We start from the raw sequence: 20,199 nt of genomic DNA, 5'->3' as shown, positions 1-20,199 counted from the left end.
AATCTTGTGGCGGCGAAAGGTGGTGGGTAATGGCAGAGCTTGACGTCGACATCGTCGCGGTCGATCGCAAGGTGTGGTCGGGCAAGGCCACGTTCATCTTCACCCGCACCACCGTCGGTGAGATCGGCATCCTGCCGGGACACATCCCGGTGGTTGCCGAGCTGGTCGACGACGCCATGGTGCGGGTAGACCGGGTCGACCAGGACGAGCTGCGGCTCGCCGTGCACGGCGGCTTCCTGTCGGTCACCGAAGAGGGCGTCAGCATTCTGGCCGAGGCCGTCGACTTCACCTCCGAGATCGACGAGGCATCCGCACGGCACGAGGCCCAGTCCAGCGACCCCAAGATGGCTGCGCGGGGACGGGCCAGGCTGCGCGCCCTGGGTGTGATCGACTAAAAGGCGTGAACCGATGAGCACGCCCATGATGTTTATGGTCGTGCTCGTCGCCGTTCTCCTGGCCGCCGTTGTGGCGCTGAGCTATCGACTGTGGAAGCTGCGGCAGGGCGGGACGGCCGCGATCATGCGCGACCTTCCGGCCGTTGGCGGCCAGGGCTGGCGTCATGGCGTGGTCCGTTATCGCGGTGGTGAAGCCGCTTTTTACCGTCTTTCCAGCGTGCGGTTGTGGCCGGATCGTCGGCTCAGCCGACGTGGCGTGGACGTGGTGGCCCGCCGCGCGCCCCGGGGCGACGAATTCGACATCATGACCCACGAGATCGTGGTGCTTGAACTGTGCGATGTCACCCAGGACAGTCGGGCCGGCTTCGAGATAGCGCTGGACCGCGGCGCGCGGACCGCATTCCTATCGTGGCTGGAGGCGCGCCCGTCCCCGCGGGCCCGGCGCCAGAGCTACTGAACAAGCCTAGGTCGTTGGAGCCGTTGGCTCCGACTACTTTTCGGGACCGTCGGTGCGGTCGCCGCCTGGCTTCCAGAGCACGTCGCCGTCGGTGTTCGCCACACGGCACAACACAAACATCAAGTCCGACAACCGATTCAGATACTTCGCCGGCAGTACCGACACTCCGTCCGGGTAGGCATCGAGTGCGGCCCAGGCCGAGCGCTCGGCCCGGCGCGCCGCGGTGCGGGCAACGTGCAGGAGCGCCGCGAGCGGGGAACCGCCCGGCAGGATGAATGAGTTCAGCGGGGGCAACTGTTCGTTGTATTCGTCACACCACGCTTCCACCCGGTCGATGTAGTCGGCGGTGATCCGCAGCGGCGGGAATTCCGGATTCTCGGCCACCGGCGTGGCCAGGTCCGCACCCGTGTCGAAGAGGTCGTTCTGGATATGCAGCAGTGTGGTGCGCACCGATTCGGTGGGGTTGCCGAGCGCGATTGCGACACCGATCGCCGCGTTGGCCTCCTCGACATCGGCATAGGCCACCAGCCGCGGATCAGTCTTGGGAACGCGGGAGAAATCGCTCAGACCAGTCGTTCCGTCGTCGCCGGTACGGGTGTAAACGCGGGTGATGTGCACTGCCATAGGCCAAACCGTACCGGGGGATCGGCCCGTTGTAATCCCCCACTTCAACAGGTGCCCGGATTGGTCGGGATCGGACTCACACCGTCACTACACTGACGCGAGTGGGAGAGCGTTTTGTGGTGACCGGCGGCAATCGCTTGTCCGGTGAGGTCGCCGTTGGTGGCGCTAAGAACAGCGTGCTCAAGTTGATGGCGGCGGCCCTGTTGGCCGAGGGCACCAGCACCATCACCAACTGCCCGGACATCCTGGACGTGCCGCTGATGGCCGAGGTGCTGCGCGGACTGGGTGCCAACGTCGAGTTGGACGGCACCACGGTGCGCATCACCTCGCCTGATGAACCCAAGTACGACGCGGACTTCGCCGCGGTACGCCAGTTCCGGGCTTCGGTCTGTGTGCTGGGACCCCTGGTGGGCCGGTGTTTGCAGGCGAAGGTCGCATTGCCGGGCGGCGACGCAATCGGGTCGCGCCCGCTCGACATGCACCAGGCCGGCCTGCGCCAGCTGGGCGCCACCTGCAATATCGAGCACGGTTGCGTGGTCGCGCACGCCGAAAAGCTGCGCGGCGCCGAGATCCAGTTGGAGTTTCCATCGGTCGGAGCCACCGAGAACATCTTGATGGCCGCGGTGCTGGCCGAGGGCGTCACGACCATCCACAACGCGGCGCGTGAACCTGATGTCGCTGATCTCTGCACGATGCTCAACCAGATGGGCGCGCAGATCGAAGGCGCGGGATCGCCAACGCTGAAGATCACCGGCGTACCGCGTCTGCACCCCACCGAACACGAGGTGATCGGCGACCGGATCGTAGCCGCGACCTGGGCGATTGCCGCGGTCATGACCCGCGGCGATATCTCAGTGACCGGGGTGGACCCAGCGCATCTGCAGCTTGTCCTGCACAAGCTGCATGACGCGGGGGCGACCGTCACCCAGTCCGATAACGGGTTCCGAGTCGTGCAATACGAACGGCCTAAGGCCGTGAACGTCGCGACCTTGCCTTTTCCGGGATTCCCGACCGACTTGCAGCCGATGGCGATCGGCCTGGCGGCGATCGCCGACGGCACGTCGATGATTACCGAGAACGTTTTCGAAGCCAGATTCCGGTTCGTCGAGGAGATGATCCGGTTGGGCGCCGATGCGCGCACCGACGGACACCACGCAGTGGTGCGTGGCCTGCCGCAGCTCTCGAGTGCCCCGGTGTGGGCCTCGGACATCCGGGCCGGAGCGGGTCTGGTCCTAGCGGGCCTGGTCGCAGACGGTGAGACCGAGGTCCACGACGTCTTTCACATCGATCGCGGTTACCCGTTATTCGTGGAGTATCTAGGCGATTTGGGCGCTGAGATAGAACGTGTAATATAGGTCGAGCCGGAGGGACGCGGACCGCGGAACTACCGGCAGTCTGGAAGTCCTTCCGGAAACCCCGAAAAACTCGGAGTTGACTCAACTCCGGCTACGGAGTATAGTTGCGGGGTTGCCTGAAGCCAGGCGGCGTGTTGTTTGAGAACTCAATAGTGTGTTTGGTGGTTTTTGTTTGTTGTTGTTTTTGCCATGCTCTTGGCGCCCCGTGTTGGGGGTGTGGCGTTTTTTTGTCGGTTTTTCGGAACTGATGTTTTGGGATTGTTTCCAAATGGTTTTTGTTTGGAGAGTTTGATCCTGGCTCAGGACGAACGCTGGCGGCGTGCTTAACACATGCAAGTCGAACGGAAAGGCCCTTTCGGGGGTACTCGAGTGGCGAACGGGTGAGTAACACGTGGGTGATCTGCCCTGCACTTTGGGATAAGCCTGGGAAACTGGGTCTAATACCGAATAGGACCGCGCGCTTCATGGTGTGTGGTGGAAAGCTTTTGCGGTGTGGGATGGGCCCGCGGCCTATCAGCTTGTTGGTGGGGTAATGGCCTACCAAGGCGACGACGGGTAGCCGGCCTGAGAGGGTGTCCGGCCACACTGGGACTGAGATACGGCCCAGACTCCTACGGGAGGCAGCAGTGGGGAATATTGCACAATGGGCGCAAGCCTGATGCAGCGACGCCGCGTGGGGGATGACGGCCTTCGGGTTGTAAACCTCTTTCAGTATCGGCGAAGCTCCAAGGTTTTCTTTGGGGTGACGGTAGGTACAGAAGAAGCACCGGCCAACTACGTGCCAGCAGCCGCGGTAATACGTAGGGTGCGAGCGTTGTCCGGAATTACTGGGCGTAAAGAGCTCGTAGGTGGTTTGTCACGTTGTCCGTGAAAACTCACAGCTTAACTGTGGGCGTGCGGGCGATACGGGCAGACTAGAGTACTGTAGGGGAGACTGGAATTCCTGGTGTAGCGGTGGAATGCGCAGATATCAGGAGGAACACCGGTGGCGAAGGCGGGTCTCTGGGCAGTAACTGACGCTGAGGAGCGAAAGCGTGGGGAGCGAACAGGATTAGATACCCTGGTAGTCCACGCCGTAAACGGTGGGTACTAGGTGTGGGTTTCCTTCCTTTAGGGATCCGTGCCGTAGCTAACGCATTAAGTACCCCGCCTGGGGAGTACGGCCGCAAGGCTAAAACTCAAAGGAATTGACGGGGGCCCGCACAAGCGGCGGAGCATGTGGATTAATTCGATGCAACGCGAAGAACCTTACCTGGGTTTGACATGCACAGGACGCCGGTAGAGATATCGGTTCCCTTGTGGCCTGTGTGCAGGTGGTGCATGGCTGTCGTCAGCTCGTGTCGTGAGATGTTGGGTTAAGTCCCGCAACGAGCGCAACCCTTGTCTCATGTTGCCAGCACGTTATGGTGGGGACTCGTGAGAGACTGCCGGGGTCAACTCGGAGGAAGGTGGGGATGACGTCAAGTCATCATGCCCCTTATGTCCAGGGCTTCACACATGCTACAATGGCCGGTACAAAGGGCTGCGATCCCGTGAGGGTTAGCGAATCCTTTAAAGCCGGTCTCAGTTCGGATTGGGGTCTGCAACTCGACCCCATGAAGTCGGAGTCGCTAGTAATCGCAGATCAGCAACGCTGCGGTGAATACGTTCCCGGGCCTTGTACACACCGCCCGTCACGTCATGAAAGTCGGTAACACCCGAAGCCGGTGGCCTAACCCTTGTGGAGGGAGCCGTCGAAGGTGGGATCGGCGATTGGGACGAAGTCGTAACAAGGTAGCCGTACCGGAAGGTGCGGCTGGATCACCTCCTTTCTAAGGAGCACCATTTTTTCCCCCGTCCCCGTCACGAGTGCGGGATACATGATGGTTGGGATATTTTCGCCGGGGCCTGTAGTGGGTGCCCGGTGGTGCAGATTAATTTGAAACAACAACAGCTTTGATCACCAACCGCCAGAAGTCTTGTGCTTCTGGTGGCCGACCTTGGGTTGGGCACACTGTTGGGTCCTGAGGCAACAGGCCCGTATTGGCTCCCTTGTGGGGGTGGGTGTGTTGTCGCTCCATCTTGGTGGTGGGGTGTGGTGTTTGTTTTGTGGATAGTGGTTGCGAGCATCTAGCAAGCAAGGCTTGTGTCTTGTTTGTTTTGCAATTTTTGTTTTTTGGTTTTTGTGTTTTGTAAGTGTTTAAGGGCGCATGGTGGATGCCTTGGCATCGAGAGCCGATGAAGGACGTAGGAGGCTGCGATATGCCTCGGGGAGCTGCCAACCGAGCGTGGATCCGAGGATGTCCGAATGGGGAAACCCGGCACGAGTGATGTCGTGTCACCTTCTGGTGAATGTATAGCCAGTGGGGAGGTAACGCGGGGAAGTGAAACATCTCAGTACCCGTAGGAAGAGAAAACAAAATGTGATTCCGTGAGTAGTGGCGAGCGAAAGCGGAGGATGGCTAAACCGTATGCATGTGATACCGGGTAGGGGTTGTGTGTGCGGGGTTGTGGGAGCGTCATGTCTGGTTCTACCTGGCCGGAGGACAGTGAGAAAGTGTTGTGGTTAGCGGAAGTGGCTTGGGATGGCCTGCCGTAGACGGTGAGAGCCCGGTACGTGAAAACCCGATACCTGTCTTGTGATGTTTTCCCGAGTAGCAGCGGGCCCGTGGAATCTGCTGTGAATCTGCCGGGACCACCCGGTAAGCCTGAATACTACTCGATGACCGATAGCGGATTAGTACCGTGAGGGAATGGTGAAAAGTACCCCGGGAGGGGAGTGAAATAGTACCTGAAACCATGTGCCTACAATCCGTCAGAGCCCTCCCTTGTGGTGGGGTGATGGCGTGCCTTTTGAAGAATGAGCCTGCGAGTCACCGGCACGTCGCGAGGTTAACCCGTGTGGGGTAGCCGCAGCGAAAGCGAGTCTGAATAGGGCGTATCCAATCCGTTGGGGTTGGTGTAGTGGCGTGTTGTGGACCCGAAGCGGAGTGATCTACCCATGGCCAGGGTGAAGCGCGGGTAAGACCGCGTGGAGGCCCGAACCCACTTAGGTTGAAGACTGAGGGGATGAGTTGTGGGTAGGGGTGAAAGGCCAATCAAACTCCGTGATAGCTGGTTCTCCCCGAAATGCATTTAGGTGCAGCGTTGCGTGTTTCTCACCGGAGGTAGAGCTACTGGATGGCCGATGGGCCCTACTAGGTTACTGACGTCAGCCAAACTCCGAATGCCGGTGAGTGTAAGCGTGGCAGTGAGACGGCGGGGGATAAGCTCCGTGCGTCGAGAGGGAAACAGCCCAGATCGCCGGCTAAGGCCCCAAAGCGTGTGCTAAGTGGAAAAGGATGTGCAGTCGCTTAGACAACCAGGAGGTTGGCTTAGAAGCAGCCACCCTTGAAAGAGTGCGTAATAGCTCACTGGTCAAGTGATTGTGCGCCGATAATGTAGCGGGGCTCAAGCACACCGCCGAAGCCGCGGCAATACGTAAGTATTGGGTAGGGGAGCGTCCTGCATCCGGTGAAGCCACAGAGTGATCTAGTGGTGGAGGGTGTGGGAGTGAGAATGCAGGCATGAGTAGCGATGAGGCAAGTGAGAACCTTGCCCGCCGAAAGACCAAGGGTTCCTGGGCCAGGCCAGTCCTCCCAGGGTGAGTCGGGACCTAAGGCGAGGCCGACAGGCGTAGTCGATGGACAACGGGTTGATATTCCCGTACCCGTGTGTGGGCGCCCATGATGAATCAGTGGTACTAACCACCCAAAAGGTGGTCGATCAATCCTTTCGGGGAGCGACGACTACTGGCTGCGTGGGACCTTCGCTGGTAGTAGTCAAGCGATGGGGTGACGCAGGAAGGTAGCCGTACCAGTCAGTGGTAATACTGGGGCAAGCCGGTAGGACGTCAGATAGGCAAATCCGTCTGGCATAGAGTCCGAGAGGTGATGCATAGCCGTTTGCGGCGAATTCGGTGATCCTATGCTGCCAAGAAAAGCCTCTAGCGAGCACGCACACGGCCCGTACCCCAAACCAACACAGGTGGTCAGGTAGAGAATACCAAGGCGTACGAGTGAACTATGGTTAAGGAACTCGGCAAAATACCCCCGTAACTTCGGGAGAAGGGGGACCCTCATACCGTCATGGCCTTTGCGGCCGGCAGCGGGAGGGGGTCGCAGAAACCAGTGAGAAGCGACTGTTTACTAAAAACACAGGTCCGTGCGAAGTCGCAAGACGATGTATACGGACTGACGCCTGCCCGGTGCTGGAAGGTTAAGAGGACCGGTTAACCCTTCGGGGTGAAGCTGAGAATTTAAGCCCCAGTAAACGGCGGTGGTAACTATAACCATCCTAAGGTAGCGAAATTCCTTGTCGGGTAAGTTCCGACCTGCACGAATGGCGTAACGACTTCTCAACTGTCTCAACCATAGACTCGGCGAAATTGCATTACGAGTAAAGATGCTCGTTACGCGCGGCAGGACGAAAAGACCCCGGGACCTTCACTATAGCTTGGTATTGATGTTCGATGCGGTTTGTGTAGGATAGGTGGGAGACTGTGAAACTCGCACGCCAGTGTGGGTGGAGTCGTTGTTGAAATACCACTCTGATCGTATTGGACCTCTAACTTCGAACCATGAAGCTGGTTCAGGGACAGTGCCTGGTGGGTAGTTTAACTGGGGCGGTTGCCTCCTAAAATGTAACGGAGGCGCCCAAAGGTTCCCTCAACCTGGACGGCAATCAGGTGTTGAGTGTAAGTGCACAAGGGAGCTTGACTGTAAGACTGACACGTCAAACAGGGACGAAAGTCGGGACTAGTGATCCGGCACCCCCGAGTGGAAGGGGTGTCGCTCAACGGATAAAAGGTACCCCGGGGATAACAGGCTGATCTTCCCCAAGAGTCCATATCGACGGGATGGTTTGGCACCTCGATGTCGGCTCGTCGCATCCTGGGGCTGGAGCAGGTCCCAAGGGTTGGGCTGTTCGCCCATTAAAGCGGCACGCGAGCTGGGTTTAGAACGTCGTGAGACAGTTCGGTCTCTATCCGCCGCGCGCGTCAGAATCTTGAGGAAACCTGTCCCTAGTACGAGAGGACCGGGACGGACGAACCTCTGGTATACCAGTTGTTCCACCAGGAGCACGGCTGGATGGCTACGTTCGGACAGGATAACCGCTGAAAGCATCTAAGCGGGAAACCTACTCCAAGACCAGGATTCTCACCCTTTTAGAGGGATAAGGCCCCCCGCAGACCACGGGATTGATAGACCAGACCTAGAAGCACCGCAAGGTGTGCAGGGAACTGGCACTAACCGGCCGAAAACTTACCAACACAAAAAAACAACAATTGTGTTGCCCGCAACCACACCACAAAACATCTCAAACCCACACCCCACCACCAAACACAAAACTTTGGTGACCAGAGTGGACCACCCCCACACGGGGACAGTCCACCACAGGAAAAGAAAATAGAGTTACGGCGGAAATAGCGACAGGGAAACGCCCGGTCCCATCCCGAACCCGGAAGCTAAGCCTGTCAGCGCCGATGATACTGCCCACACGGGTGGAAAAGTAGGACACCGCCGAACACAACATTTTTTTGTCGGTTTTTCGGAACTGATGTTTTGGGATTGTTTCCAAATGGTTTTTGTTTGGAGAGTTTGATCCTGGCTCAGGACGAACGCTGGCGGCGTGCTTAACACATGCAAGTCGAACGGAAAGGCCCTTTCGGGGGTACTCGAGTGGCGAACGGGTGAGTAACACGTGGGTGATCTGCCCTGCACTTTGGGATAAGCCTGGGAAACTGGGTCTAATACCGAATAGGACCGCGCGCTTCATGGTGTGTGGTGGAAAGCTTTTGCGGTGTGGGATGGGCCCGCGGCCTATCAGCTTGTTGGTGGGGTAATGGCCTACCAAGGCGACGACGGGTAGCCGGCCTGAGAGGGTGTCCGGCCACACTGGGACTGAGATACGGCCCAGACTCCTACGGGAGGCAGCAGTGGGGAATATTGCACAATGGGCGCAAGCCTGATGCAGCGACGCCGCGTGGGGGATGACGGCCTTCGGGTTGTAAACCTCTTTCAGTATCGGCGAAGCTCCAAGATTCTTCTTGGGGTGACGGTAGGTACAGAAGAAGCACCGGCCAACTACGTGCCAGCAGCCGCGGTAATACGTAGGGTGCGAGCGTTGTCCGGAATTACTGGGCGTAAAGAGCTCGTAGGTGGTTTGTCACGTTGTCCGTGAAAACTCACAGCTTAACTGTGGGCGTGCGGGCGATACGGGCAGACTAGAGTACTGTAGGGGAGACTGGAATTCCTGGTGTAGCGGTGGAATGCGCAGATATCAGGAGGAACACCGGTGGCGAAGGCGGGTCTCTGGGCAGTAACTGACGCTGAGGAGCGAAAGCGTGGGGAGCGAACAGGATTAGATACCCTGGTAGTCCACGCCGTAAACGGTGGGTACTAGGTGTGGGTTTCCTTCCTTTAGGGATCCGTGCCGTAGCTAACGCATTAAGTACCCCGCCTGGGGAGTACGGCCGCAAGGCTAAAACTCAAAGGAATTGACGGGGGCCCGCACAAGCGGCGGAGCATGTGGATTAATTCGATGCAACGCGAAGAACCTTACCTGGGTTTGACATGCACAGGACGCCGGTAGAGATATCGGTTCCCTTGTGGCCTGTGTGCAGGTGGTGCATGGCTGTCGTCAGCTCGTGTCGTGAGATGTTGGGTTAAGTCCCGCAACGAGCGCAACCCTTGTCTCATGTTGCCAGCACGTTATGGTGGGGACTCGTGAGAGACTGCCGGGGTCAACTCGGAGGAAGGTGGGGATGACGTCAAGTCATCATGCCCCTTATGTCCAGGGCTTCACACATGCTACAATGGCCGGTACAAAGGGCTGCGATCCCGTGAGGGTTAGCGAATCCTTTAAAGCCGGTCTCAGTTCGGATTGGGGTCTGCAACTCGACCCCATGAAGTCGGAGTCGCTAGTAATCGCAGATCAGCAACGCTGCGGTGAATACGTTCCCGGGCCTTGTACACACCGCCCGTCACGTCATGAAAGTCGGTAACACCCGAAGCCGGTGGCCTAACCCTTGTGGAGGGAGCCGTCGAAGGTGGGATCGGCGATTGGGACGAAGTCGTAACAAGGTAGCCGTACCGGAAGGTGCGGCTGGATCACCTCCTTTCTAAGGAGCACCATTTTTTCCCCCGTCCCCGTCACGAGTGCGGGATACATGATGGTTGGGATATTTTCGCCGGGGCCTGTAGTGGGTGCCCGGTGGTGCAGATTAATTTGAAACAACAACAGCTTTGATCACCAACCGCCAGAAGTCTTGTGCTTCTGGTGGCCGACCTTGGGTTGGGCACACTGTTGGGTCCTGAGGCAACAGGCCCGTATTGGCTCCCTTGTGGGGGTGGGTGTGTTGTCGCTCCATCTTGGTGGTGGGGTGTGGTGTTTGTTTTGTGGATAGTGGTTGCGAGCATCTAGCAAGCAAGGCTTGTGTCTTGTTTGTTTTGCAATTTTTGTTTTTTGGTTTTTGTGTTTTGTAAGTGTTTAAGGGCGCATGGTGGATGCCTTGGCATCGAGAGCCGATGAAGGACGTAGGAGGCTGCGATATGCCTCGGGGAGCTGCCAACCGAGCGTGGATCCGAGGATGTCCGAATGGGGAAACCCGGCACGAGTGATGTCGTGTCACCTTCTGGTGAATGTATAGCCAGTGGGGAGGTAACGCGGGGAAGTGAAACATCTCAGTACCCGTAGGAAGAGAAAACAAAATGTGATTCCGTGAGTAGTGGCGAGCGAAAGCGGAGGATGGCTAAACCGTATGCATGTGATACCGGGTAGGGGTTGTGTGTGCGGGGTTGTGGGAGCGTCATGTCTGGTTCTACCTGGCCGGAGGACAGTGAGAAAGTGTTGTGGTTAGCGGAAGTGGCTTGGGATGGCCTGCCGTAGACGGTGAGAGCCCGGTACGTGAAAACCCGATACCTGTCTTGTGATGTTTTCCCGAGTAGCAGCGGGCCCGTGGAATCTGCTGTGAATCTGCCGGGACCACCCGGTAAGCCTGAATACTACTCGATGACCGATAGCGGATTAGTACCGTGAGGGAATGGTGAAAAGTACCCCGGGAGGGGAGTGAAATAGTACCTGAAACCATGTGCCTACAATCCGTCAGAGCCCTCCCTTGTGGTGGGGTGATGGCGTGCCTTTTGAAGAATGAGCCTGCGAGTCACCGGCACGTCGCGAGGTTAACCCGTGTGGGGTAGCCGCAGCGAAAGCGAGTCTGAATAGGGCGTATCCAATCCGTTGGGGTTGGTGTAGTGGCGTGTTGTGGACCCGAAGCGGAGTGATCTACCCATGGCCAGGGTGAAGCGCGGGTAAGACCGCGTGGAGGCCCGAACCCACTTAGGTTGAAGACTGAGGGGATGAGTTGTGGGTAGGGGTGAAAGGCCAATCAAACTCCGTGATAGCTGGTTCTCCCCGAAATGCATTTAGGTGCAGCGTTGCGTGTTTCTCACCGGAGGTAGAGCTACTGGATGGCCGATGGGCCCTACTAGGTTACTGACGTCAGCCAAACTCCGAATGCCGGTGAGTGTAAGCGTGGCAGTGAGACGGCGGGGGATAAGCTCCGTGCGTCGAGAGGGAAACAGCCCAGATCGCCGGCTAAGGCCCCAAAGCGTGTGCTAAGTGGAAAAGGATGTGCAGTCGCTTAGACAACCAGGAGGTTGGCTTAGAAGCAGCCACCCTTGAAAGAGTGCGTAATAGCTCACTGGTCAAGTGATTGTGCGCCGATAATGTAGCGGGGCTCAAGCACACCGCCGAAGCCGCGGCAATACGTAAGTATTGGGTAGGGGAGCGTCCTGCATCCGGTGAAGCCACAGAGTGATCTAGTGGTGGAGGGTGTGGGAGTGAGAATGCAGGCATGAGTAGCGATGAGGCAAGTGAGAACCTTGCCCGCCGAAAGACCAAGGGTTCCTGGGCCAGGCCAGTCCTCCCAGGGTGAGTCGGGACCTAAGGCGAGGCCGACAGGCGTAGTCGATGGACAACGGGTTGATATTCCCGTACCCGTGTGTGGGCGCCCATGATGAATCAGTGGTACTAACCACCCAAAAGGTGGTCGATCAATCCTTTCGGGGAGCGACGACTACTGGCTGCGTGGGACCTTCGCTGGTAGTAGTCAAGCGATGGGGTGACGCAGGAAGGTAGCCGTACCAGTCAGTGGTAATACTGGGGCAAGCCGGTAGGACGTCAGATAGGCAAATCCGTCTGGCATAGAGTCCGAGAGGTGATGCATAGCCGTTTGCGGCGAATTCGGTGATCCTATGCTGCCAAGAAAAGCCTCTAGCGAGCACGCACACGGCCCGTACCCCAAACCAACACAGGTGGTCAGGTAGAGAATACCAAGGCGTACGAGTGAACTATGGTTAAGGAACTCGGCAAAATACCCCCGTAACTTCGGGAGAAGGGGGACCCTCATACCGTCATGGCCTTTGCGGCCGGCAGCGGGAGGGGGTCGCAGAAACCAGTGAGAAGCGACTGTTTACTAAAAACACAGGTCCGTGCGAAGTCGCAAGACGATGTATACGGACTGACGCCTGCCCGGTGCTGGAAGGTTAAGAGGACCGGTTAACCCTTCGGGGTGAAGCTGAGAATTTAAGCCCCAGTAAACGGCGGTGGTAACTATAACCATCCTAAGGTAGCGAAATTCCTTGTCGGGTAAGTTCCGACCTGCACGAATGGCGTAACGACTTCTCAACTGTCTCAACCATAGACTCGGCGAAATTGCATTACGAGTAAAGATGCTCGTTACGCGCGGCAGGACGAAAAGACCCCGGGACCTTCACTATAGCTTGGTATTGATGTTCGATGCGGTTTGTGTAGGATAGGTGGGAGACTGTGAAACTCGCACGCCAGTGTGGGTGGAGTCGTTGTTGAAATACCACTCTGATCGTATTGGACCTCTAACTTCGAACCATGAAGCTGGTTCAGGGACAGTGCCTGGTGGGTAGTTTAACTGGGGCGGTTGCCTCCTAAAATGTAACGGAGGCGCCCAAAGGTTCCCTCAACCTGGACGGCAATCAGGTGTTGAGTGTAAGTGCACAAGGGAGCTTGACTGTAAGACTGACACGTCAAACAGGGACGAAAGTCGGGACTAGTGATCCGGCACCCCCGAGTGGAAGGGGTGTCGCTCAACGGATAAAAGGTACCCCGGGGATAACAGGCTGATCTTCCCCAAGAGTCCATATCGACGGGATGGTTTGGCACCTCGATGTCGGCTCGTCGCATCCTGGGGCTGGAGCAGGTCCCAAGGGTTGGGCTGTTCGCCCATTAAAGCGGCACGCGAGCTGGGTTTAGAACGTCGTGAGACAGTTCGGTCTCTATCCGCCGCGCGCGTCAGAATCTTGAGGAAACCTGTCCCTAGTACGAGAGGACCGGGACGGACGAACCTCTGGTATACCAGTTGTTCCACCAGGAGCACGGCTGGATGGCTACGTTCGGACAGGATAACCGCTGAAAGCATCTAAGCGGGAAACCTACTCCAAGACCAGGATTCTCACCCTTTTAGAGGGATAAGGCCCCCCGCAGACCACGGGATTGATAGACCAGACCTAGAAGCACCGCAAGGTGTGCAGGGAACTGGCACTAACCGGCCGAAAACTTACCAACACAAAAAAACAACAATTGTGTTGCCCGCAACCACACCACAAACTTATAACCACACCCCACCATCAAACACAAACATGATGGCACCAGGTGGACCACCCCCTACACGGGGACACGGCGTCCACCACAAAAAGAAAATAGAGTTACGGCGGAAATAGCGACAGGGAAACGCCCGGTCCCATCCCGAACCCGGAAGCTAAGCCTGTCAGCGCCGATGATACTGCCCACACGGGTGGAAAAGTAGGACACCGCCGAACACAACATAGTGAAACGCCCCCCGACTCAGTCGGGGGGCGTTTCCATTTCGCAAGCCAGTTATCAACTGTGTTTGCCTCGCTCTGGCCGGCCCGAGCATCGGCCGAGCCGCTTGAGTGCCCGTACACCGCAACCGTGGCGGGCGGGAACATCCGCACTGTGGGCAAGAAGGTCCCTAAACCGGGGCCTAGGAGTCCTGCCGGTGCTCCGGCAAGTGGCGTCGCCCTGATGCTGCGGGTGTTGCACGAGGAGCCTCGAAGCCTTAACGTTAAGTAATAACTCAGCTAACTAACAGGGGTATGCCGGTGCGTACTTATAGTTGCCTTCCCTTGGCCGCGAGCCTCGCCGCTGCCAGCTTCTTCGCCGCCGCACCGGTGGCGTCCCCGGTAGCGCAAGCGCAGGCGACGGCCTTCTCACTGACGGGCAACGGCACGTCACTCGGGGGCGGGGTCGCGTTCCTGATGGGCGGAACCGGCATTCCGGATCCGCCGCAGACTTACGTCGATGCCGTCAACGATCTGTTCCTGGCGCCGCACGGATTCACCGGCGAGCTGGTGTCCCTTGCTACCCCGGAGAACGTCAGCGCCACATCGAGCGCGGTAGGCCTGCAGATTCTGGAGAACGCGGTCGCTGAGCGGCTCAACAGTGGTCAGGTAGACGCCGACCACCCGATCGTGGTGTTCGGCTACTCGCAGAGCGCGGGGATGTCCGTGGGATTGATGCACTGGCTTGCCGACAATGATGTGTCCAACGATCTTGTCCGGTTCGTGCTGATCGGACCCACGGGCGCCAGCAACGTTCCAACCGATCTGTATCACACCGACGTCTACAGCTACGAATATGACCCGGTCGCGTTCAAGCCGACCTACGACAATCCGCTGGCTCAGCTCAACTCGGCGTTGGGCTTCATCTACGGGCACTCGGTGTACTTGAGTGCGACGCCAGAACAGATCGCGAACGCTATCGACCTGCCGACCTCGGAACCCGACTCGCTGACCACTTTCCACATGCTGCCCTCCGAGATCCTGCCGCTGTTGGCTCCGCTGCAGTTGATCCCGATTCTCGGGATGCCGCTCTATGAACTGCTGGAGCCGGTCACCCGGATCCTGGTGAATCTGGGCTACGGCAGCATCGACCACGGCTGGCCGCCCGGAGACGTCGATGTGGCACCCGGATCGGGTGGCTTGTTCCCGCCCAATATCGACTTCGGTGACCTCCTGACCGCCCTGGGTAAGGCCGCGTGGGACGGGGTCAGCAACTCGATAGCGAGCTTGTTCGACCCGGAGACCTACCACATCTACTCGCTGCAGGACAATCCGTCGCTGCTCGGGCTCGTGAACGAGGGCTACCTCGCCGGCGCCATCGACTCGCCGCACCCGTCTTTGGATGAAGCCCTGACAGGGCTGATGAACTTCCTCGGTGCCTTCACCGACCAAACCGTGTACCCCATGCCGGACCCGGTAGAACTGCTGGGCTAAAAGCGATTCAGTCGAATAGGGTGGCACGGCTGTGTTGCTGTTCTAGGTCCAGCAAAGCCCGCTTGCGCTCGATACCGCCGCCGTAGCCGGTCAGGCTTCCGTTGCTGCCGATCACGCGGTGGCACGGCACGATGATCGAGATCGGGTTGCGGCCGTTGGCCAAGCCGACTGCGCGTGATGCCTTGGGTGCCTCGATCTGGTCGGCGAGTTCACCATAGGAACGGGTCTCGCCATAGGGGATGGTCAGCAGGGCGGTCCAGACCCGTTTCTGGAATTCGGTGCCGACCATTTCGTAGGCCAGATGGAACTCGGTGAGATCCCCGGCGAAGTATGCCGCCAGTTGCTCCACCACATCCGGGAACGCGGTGTCGTCGCGGGCCCAACCCGTTCGACTGGGGGCGTGCGAATGATCCAGCATCAACAGATGACTGAGTTTGCCGTCGGTACCCGCCAGGGTGAGTGGGCCGATCGGGCTGTCGATGATGCGCTGAGTGGTCATGCGATCTCCTTGGATGCCGGGGGCCAGTCGTTCACGGCGTGATCGAGGCTGGCCCAGAGATGCTGGGTGGCATAGGAGCGCCACGGCCGCCAGCGAGCGCTGTGTCGGATCAGTTCTTGCGGTCCTTGGGGTAGGCCGAGCCGGCGGGCGGCCACCTGCACCCCGAGGTCGGTGACGGGAAACGCGTCGGGGTCGCCGAGCCCGCGCATGGCGATGACCTCGGCCGTCCAGGCTCCGATACCCGGCAACTCCATCAGCTCGTGGCGGGCGCGTTCCCAATCGCAGCCCGCATTCAGGCCGAGAGTGCCGTCGGCCAGTTGCGCGACCAGGGCCAGTAGCGTTCGCCGGCGGGCGTGGGGGAGGGCGAGCTGATCGGGATCGATGTCGGCGAGGTGTTGCACCGAGGGAAAGACACGAGTGAGCCCGCCGTCAGCATCGTCGAGTTGTTGACCGTGTGCCGCCACCAGCCGTTGCGTATGGGTGCGAGCCGCTTTGATTGACACCTGCTGGCTGAGCACCGCGCGCACCGCAAGCTCGGCTTCATCGACGGTCCGCGGAATCCGCTGTCCCGGCGCCTTGGCCACCAGCGGCGCCAAGTCGGGGTCGGCCGAAAGGGCCTCGACGACGGCTTCGGGGTCAGCGTCGAGGTCGAGCAGTCGTCGGCAGCGGGTGATCGCGGCGGTGAGATCGCGGAAGTCGTCGAGCACGAGTCGGCATCGGACATGGTCGGGGGCCGGGCGCAGGCTGGCGACGCCGTTGCCGTGCGGCAGACGCAGGGTGCGGCGGTAGGCGCCGTCGCGTACCTCTTCGCAACCGGGCACCGCGCAAGCCGCCAGGTGGCCGAACACGCCCTCGAATGCGAACGGGGTGCGCACCGGCAGGCGCAGCGACAGGGCGCCCGGACCGGGGGCTTCGCGGTCGGAGCGGGCTGGTGAGCGGGCGGCGGCGTTGCTGCGCAACGTAGTCGGCGTTGTGGCGCATACGGAGCGGATGGTGTCGTTGAACTGCCGGATGCTGGCGAATCCGGCGGCGAAGGCGACGTCCCCCAAGGGCAGGTCCGTGGTCTCGATCAGGACGCGGGCGGTCTGCGTGCGCTGTGCGCGAGCCAGGGCCAGCGGGCCGGCGCCGACTTCGGCCTGCAGCAACCGCTGCAACTGGCGGGTCGAGTAGCCCAGGTGTCCGGCAAGCCCGATCACGCCCTCCCGATCGACCGTGCCGTCGGCGATCAGGCGCATCGCGCGCCCCACGATGTCGCCGCGGATGTTCCATTCCGGAGAGCCCGGCGCGGCATCGGGGCGGCAACGCTTGCAGGCGCGGAAACCGGCTCGCTGTGCCGCGGCGGCGGTGGGATAGAACTCCACATTCGGCGGCAGCGGCGTGCGCGCCGGGCAACTGGGCCGGCAATAAATGCCTGTGGTGAGCACCGCGGTGATGAACCAGCCGTCGAAGCGGGCATCTTTGGACTTCACGGCGCGATAGCAGCGGTCGAAGTCGTCATGCACGCTTCAACGATGACACGCTCCGGCCGGCGACACTAGCGGAAAAGCGACAGGACAGTGCCGGGCCGTTGGCGTGGGCGCGGGCTAGCATCGGTGCGTGGCGGCACTGGTACAGCGATACTTGGACGGGATTCTTGCCGAGCACGCCGGGGTGAACCATGGGGCCTTGGCGAGCTACATTCCGGAACTGGCCGAGGTCGATCCCACGGGTTTCGGCCTGGCATTGTCGTCCTCGGACGGCTACGTCTATGAATCCGGTGACGCCGACGTGCAATTCACCATGCAGTCCATCTCCAAGCCGTTCACCTACGCGCTTGCCCTCGATCAGCTGGGGCAGGCGGACGTCGACGCGCGGATCGGTGTGGAACCCTCCGGTGAGGGTTTCAACAAGATCAGCGTCGATCAGGTCACCAATGTCCCGAAGAACCCGATGATCAATGCCGGTGCGATCGTGGCGTGCTCCTTGATCCCCGGCAAGACCGTCGAAGACCGGTTCGATCTCGTCCGGGAGTTCTTCAGCGCCTGCGCCGGACGCAGCCTGGACTTCGACCAGGCGGTCTACCAGTCCGAGCGGGCGAGTGGCAGCCGCAATCGCGGGATCGCTTATCTGCTGGATAGTTTCGGCGCATTGGGCGCCGACCCCGACGATGCCCTGGATCTCTACATCCGCCAGTGTTCGCTGAAAGTCACCAGCACCGACCTGGCACGGATGGCGGCCACGCTGGCCCGCGGCGGCCTCAACCCCTTGACCGGGCGGCAGGTGACCGACGCCGCGGTGGTGCGGCGCACCCTGTCGGTCATGGTGACCTGCGGCATGTACGACGCCGCCGGCGCGTGGGTCAGTGCGGTCGGAATGCCGGCCAAGAGTGGTGTGGCCGGTGGCATCGTCGCGGTGCTGCCCGGGCAGCTCGGCATTGGCGTCTACTCGCCGCGGATCGACGACAAGGGCAACAGCGTGCGCGGGATGCTGGTGTGCCGCAGTCTTTCCCAACAGCTCGGGCTGCACTTCCTGACGGTGAGCAGTGAAGCTCATGCGGCGATTCGTGGGGTGTACACCCCACGCCCGGGTGTTCGGGTCTACGAGGTGCACGGTGACCTGCTGTTCGCCGGGGCCGAACAGGTGGCCCGCACTGCGACCCGCGAATGTGGCGAGTTCGACACCGCGATCCTCGACGTATCGCGGCTGCACACCATCAGCGAACCGGCACGGGCACTGCTCGCCGGGCTGTCCGACGAGTTGCGGGAACTGGACAAGCAGGGACTGCTGGTCGACCCCAACGGATCGGTGACGCCCGACCCGGCCGCCTATGCCGGGCTGGTGTTCGGCACGGTCGAGGACGCGCTCGCGGCCACCGCGACGTGGGCGGGGGAGTAGCCCGGGTTACAGCGGGCTGGCCAGCACCGTAGGCGTTTCGTAACCGCGCAACACAATCGAATCGCCGACGACCCAATGGGCCTGTTCGCTGATGCTGGCGGCGTACATGGTCTTGGCCGTCGTCAACAGCGACAGCGGTTGGGTTTTCGCCAACTCACATAGCCGGGCGGCCTCGTTGACCGGTTCACCGATCACGGTGTATTCGAAACGTTCTTTGGCGCCGACGTTCCCGGCCACGACCTGCCCGGCTGCCACACCGATTCCCGCCCGGATCTCCGGCACCTCGGCGGCCAACCGGTACAGGATGCCCCGGGCCGCGGCCAGCGCGTCCTCCTCGGGCTGGTCGAGGTGGTTCGGGGCGCCGAAGATCGCCAGGGTGGCATCGCCCTCAAACTTGTTGATCATCCCTTGATGGCGGTCGACTTCGTCGACGACGACGGCGAAGAACCGGTTCAGCAGGGTAACGACCTCGGTCGCCGGCTTGGTGGTCACGATCTGCGTCGAGCCGACGATATCGACGAAAACGACTGCGACATGACGCTCTTCGCCGCCGAGTTGGATCTGATCGCGTTCCGCGGCGGCGGCCACCTCACGTCCGACGTGGCGGCCGAACAGATCGCGTACGCGTTCACGCTCGCGCAGTCCATGCACCATCGCGTTGAAACCGCTCTGCAGCTCACCGAGTTCGGTTCCGTCGAACACCACCAGGTCGCCTTGTAGGTTGCCCTGCTCGACGCGCCTCAGCGCCGCCCGCACCACGCGCACCGGCGTTGCGGTGAGCCAGGACAGGATCAGCATCAGCAGGAACCCGAAAACCAGCGTCGTCACCGATGCGATCAGCACGGCGATGCCGAACTGCGTCAACGACAGGTTCTTCAGCACCACCGCAAACAGTGCCGTCAGGCCGATACCCAGGATAGGGACGCCCGAGGTGAGCAGCCAGACCATCATGGTCCGGCCCATGATGCCCGACAGGATTCGCCGCGGCGGCGGACCAGCTGCCAGCGCCTGGGCGGCCACCGGCCGCAACGCGAACTCGGTGAACAGATAGCAGGCAGTGGCCACCAGTATGCCGCAGACACTCATCGTGAACCCGATGATCGGGATGAAGATCTTGTCGTACAGGCCGTAGAGCACGGTGAACAGCACCGTCGCGAAGCCCCAGAGTGCCAGCACGACCTGCGCAACGCGCCACGGGGTCAGGAAGGCATTGCGTTCGTCGTCGCGCGTCGGTGTCTGTTCCTTGATGGCCCAACGCAATTTCTTGATGGTGCGCCGGGTAATCCCGTAGGTGCCGCCGATCACCGCGACCACCACATAGGCCGGCACCAGCCCATAGGTCAGCCACCTTGGGGCGTCGGTGAACACATTGGGCACCGGAAAAGCCACCGCCACCAGCAGGACGTCCACGGCGACACCGGTCAGGTTCGTCCCCACCATCACGATGGTCAAGATGAACTGAATCCGAATCCGGCGCAGATACTGACTTTCAGACACCTGGCCCAACAGCCAGGAGCCGTATTCGGGTGTCTCGGGCAGCCGACCGCTCTGACGCGTGAGCATCTCCAGCGCGCGGCCCAGGCGTTGCGCGGTCGTCTTTGGCTGCTTCATCGTGGCGTAAGAATAATTGCTCGGCGCGGGCCTT

The 20,199-nt window shown here is 60.3% G+C and carries 9 protein-coding genes and 6 rRNA genes; 11 read left to right on the top strand and 4 right to left on the bottom strand.

Going from position 1 to position 20,199, the window contains the following annotated elements; all coding sequences use genetic code 11:
* Window positions 1-29 precede the first annotated feature (29 nt).
* A complete protein-coding gene (locus BN4346_RS40810; RefSeq protein WP_067975128.1) occupies window positions 30-395 on the top strand; it encodes a F0F1 ATP synthase subunit epsilon in 366 nt (121 codons plus the stop codon).
* 13 nt (window positions 396-408) lie between these two features.
* Window positions 409-852, top strand: a complete 444-nt coding sequence (locus tag BN4346_RS40805) for a DUF2550 domain-containing protein (RefSeq protein ID WP_067975125.1) — start codon at window positions 409-411, stop codon at window positions 850-852.
* A 33-nt stretch (window positions 853-885) separates the two neighbouring features.
* Here BN4346_RS40805 and BN4346_RS40800 read toward each other — a convergent pair whose 3' ends face one another.
* Window positions 886-1,476, bottom strand: coding sequence for a cob(I)yrinic acid a,c-diamide adenosyltransferase (locus BN4346_RS40800; RefSeq protein ID WP_067975123.1), 591 nt, complete (start codon window positions 1,474-1,476; stop codon window positions 886-888).
* A 101-nt stretch (window positions 1,477-1,577) separates the two neighbouring features.
* Between BN4346_RS40800 and murA the strand changes: the two genes are divergently transcribed.
* The 8 genes from murA to BN4346_RS40760 all read left to right on the top strand — a co-directional run bounded on the left by murA (window position 1,578) and on the right by BN4346_RS40760 (window position 15,181).
* On the top strand, window positions 1,578-2,831 hold the full coding sequence (murA, locus tag BN4346_RS40795; protein ID WP_067975122.1) for a UDP-N-acetylglucosamine 1-carboxyvinyltransferase: 1,254 nt from the start codon (window positions 1,578-1,580) through the stop codon (window positions 2,829-2,831).
* 276 nt (window positions 2,832-3,107) lie between these two features.
* Window positions 3,108-4,642: ribosomal RNA gene (locus BN4346_RS40790) — 16S ribosomal RNA — on the top strand.
* A gap of 358 nt (window positions 4,643-5,000) precedes the next feature.
* Window positions 5,001-8,121 (top strand): 23S ribosomal RNA (locus tag BN4346_RS40785).
* A gap of 143 nt (window positions 8,122-8,264) precedes the next feature.
* Window positions 8,265-8,377: ribosomal RNA gene (rrf, locus tag BN4346_RS40780) — 5S ribosomal RNA — on the top strand.
* A 60-nt stretch (window positions 8,378-8,437) separates the two neighbouring features.
* Window positions 8,438-9,972, top strand: a 16S ribosomal RNA gene (locus BN4346_RS40775).
* 358 nt (window positions 9,973-10,330) lie between these two features.
* Window positions 10,331-13,451, top strand: a 23S ribosomal RNA gene (locus BN4346_RS40770).
* A 141-nt stretch (window positions 13,452-13,592) separates the two neighbouring features.
* A 5S ribosomal RNA gene (gene rrf / locus BN4346_RS40765) occupies window positions 13,593-13,705 on the top strand.
* The 16S, 23S and 5S rRNA genes sit together here, the layout of an rRNA operon.
* A gap of 327 nt (window positions 13,706-14,032) precedes the next feature.
* The gene (locus tag BN4346_RS40760; RefSeq protein ID WP_235653682.1) at window positions 14,033-15,181 is read left to right on the top strand and encodes a PE-PPE domain-containing protein; all 1,149 of its coding nucleotides are present in this window, start codon (window positions 14,033-14,035) and stop codon (window positions 15,179-15,181) included.
* 7 nt (window positions 15,182-15,188) lie between these two features.
* Here BN4346_RS40760 and BN4346_RS40755 read toward each other — a convergent pair whose 3' ends face one another.
* Together BN4346_RS40755 and BN4346_RS40750 are read right to left on the bottom strand one after the other, a co-directional pair.
* Window positions 15,189-15,680 (bottom strand): methylated-DNA--[protein]-cysteine S-methyltransferase, encoded by a 492-nt coding sequence (locus BN4346_RS40755; protein ID WP_067975121.1) that lies wholly within the window; start codon window positions 15,678-15,680, stop codon window positions 15,189-15,191.
* Complete coding sequence (locus BN4346_RS40750; RefSeq protein ID WP_067975120.1) at window positions 15,677-17,182, bottom strand: DNA-3-methyladenine glycosylase 2 family protein; 1,506 nt, start codon at window positions 17,180-17,182, stop codon at window positions 15,677-15,679. Before BN4346_RS40750 ends, BN4346_RS40755 begins: the two co-directional genes overlap by 4 nt.
* A gap of 94 nt (window positions 17,183-17,276) precedes the next feature.
* Between BN4346_RS40750 and glsA the strand changes: the two genes are divergently transcribed.
* Entirely contained in the window at window positions 17,277-18,554 is a 1,278-nt protein-coding gene (glsA, locus tag BN4346_RS40745) for a glutaminase A (RefSeq protein ID WP_067975118.1), read from the top strand.
* Between the two features lie 6 nt (window positions 18,555-18,560).
* Here the strand turns inward: glsA and BN4346_RS40740 are convergent, their stop codons facing one another.
* A complete protein-coding gene (locus BN4346_RS40740; protein ID WP_067975115.1) occupies window positions 18,561-20,165 on the bottom strand; it encodes an adenylate/guanylate cyclase domain-containing protein in 1,605 nt (534 codons plus the stop codon).
* Window positions 20,166-20,199: the final 34 nt, after the last annotated feature.

Origin of the sequence: Mycolicibacter icosiumassiliensis, from assembly GCF_900078685.2 — a bacterium.
In the GTDB taxonomy this organism is placed as follows: Bacteria; Actinomycetota; Actinomycetes; order Mycobacteriales; family Mycobacteriaceae; genus Mycobacterium; species Mycobacterium icosiumassiliensis.
The sequence above is the reverse complement of the archived record's forward strand: the minus strand, read 5'-3'. Positions and strand labels throughout refer to the sequence as shown.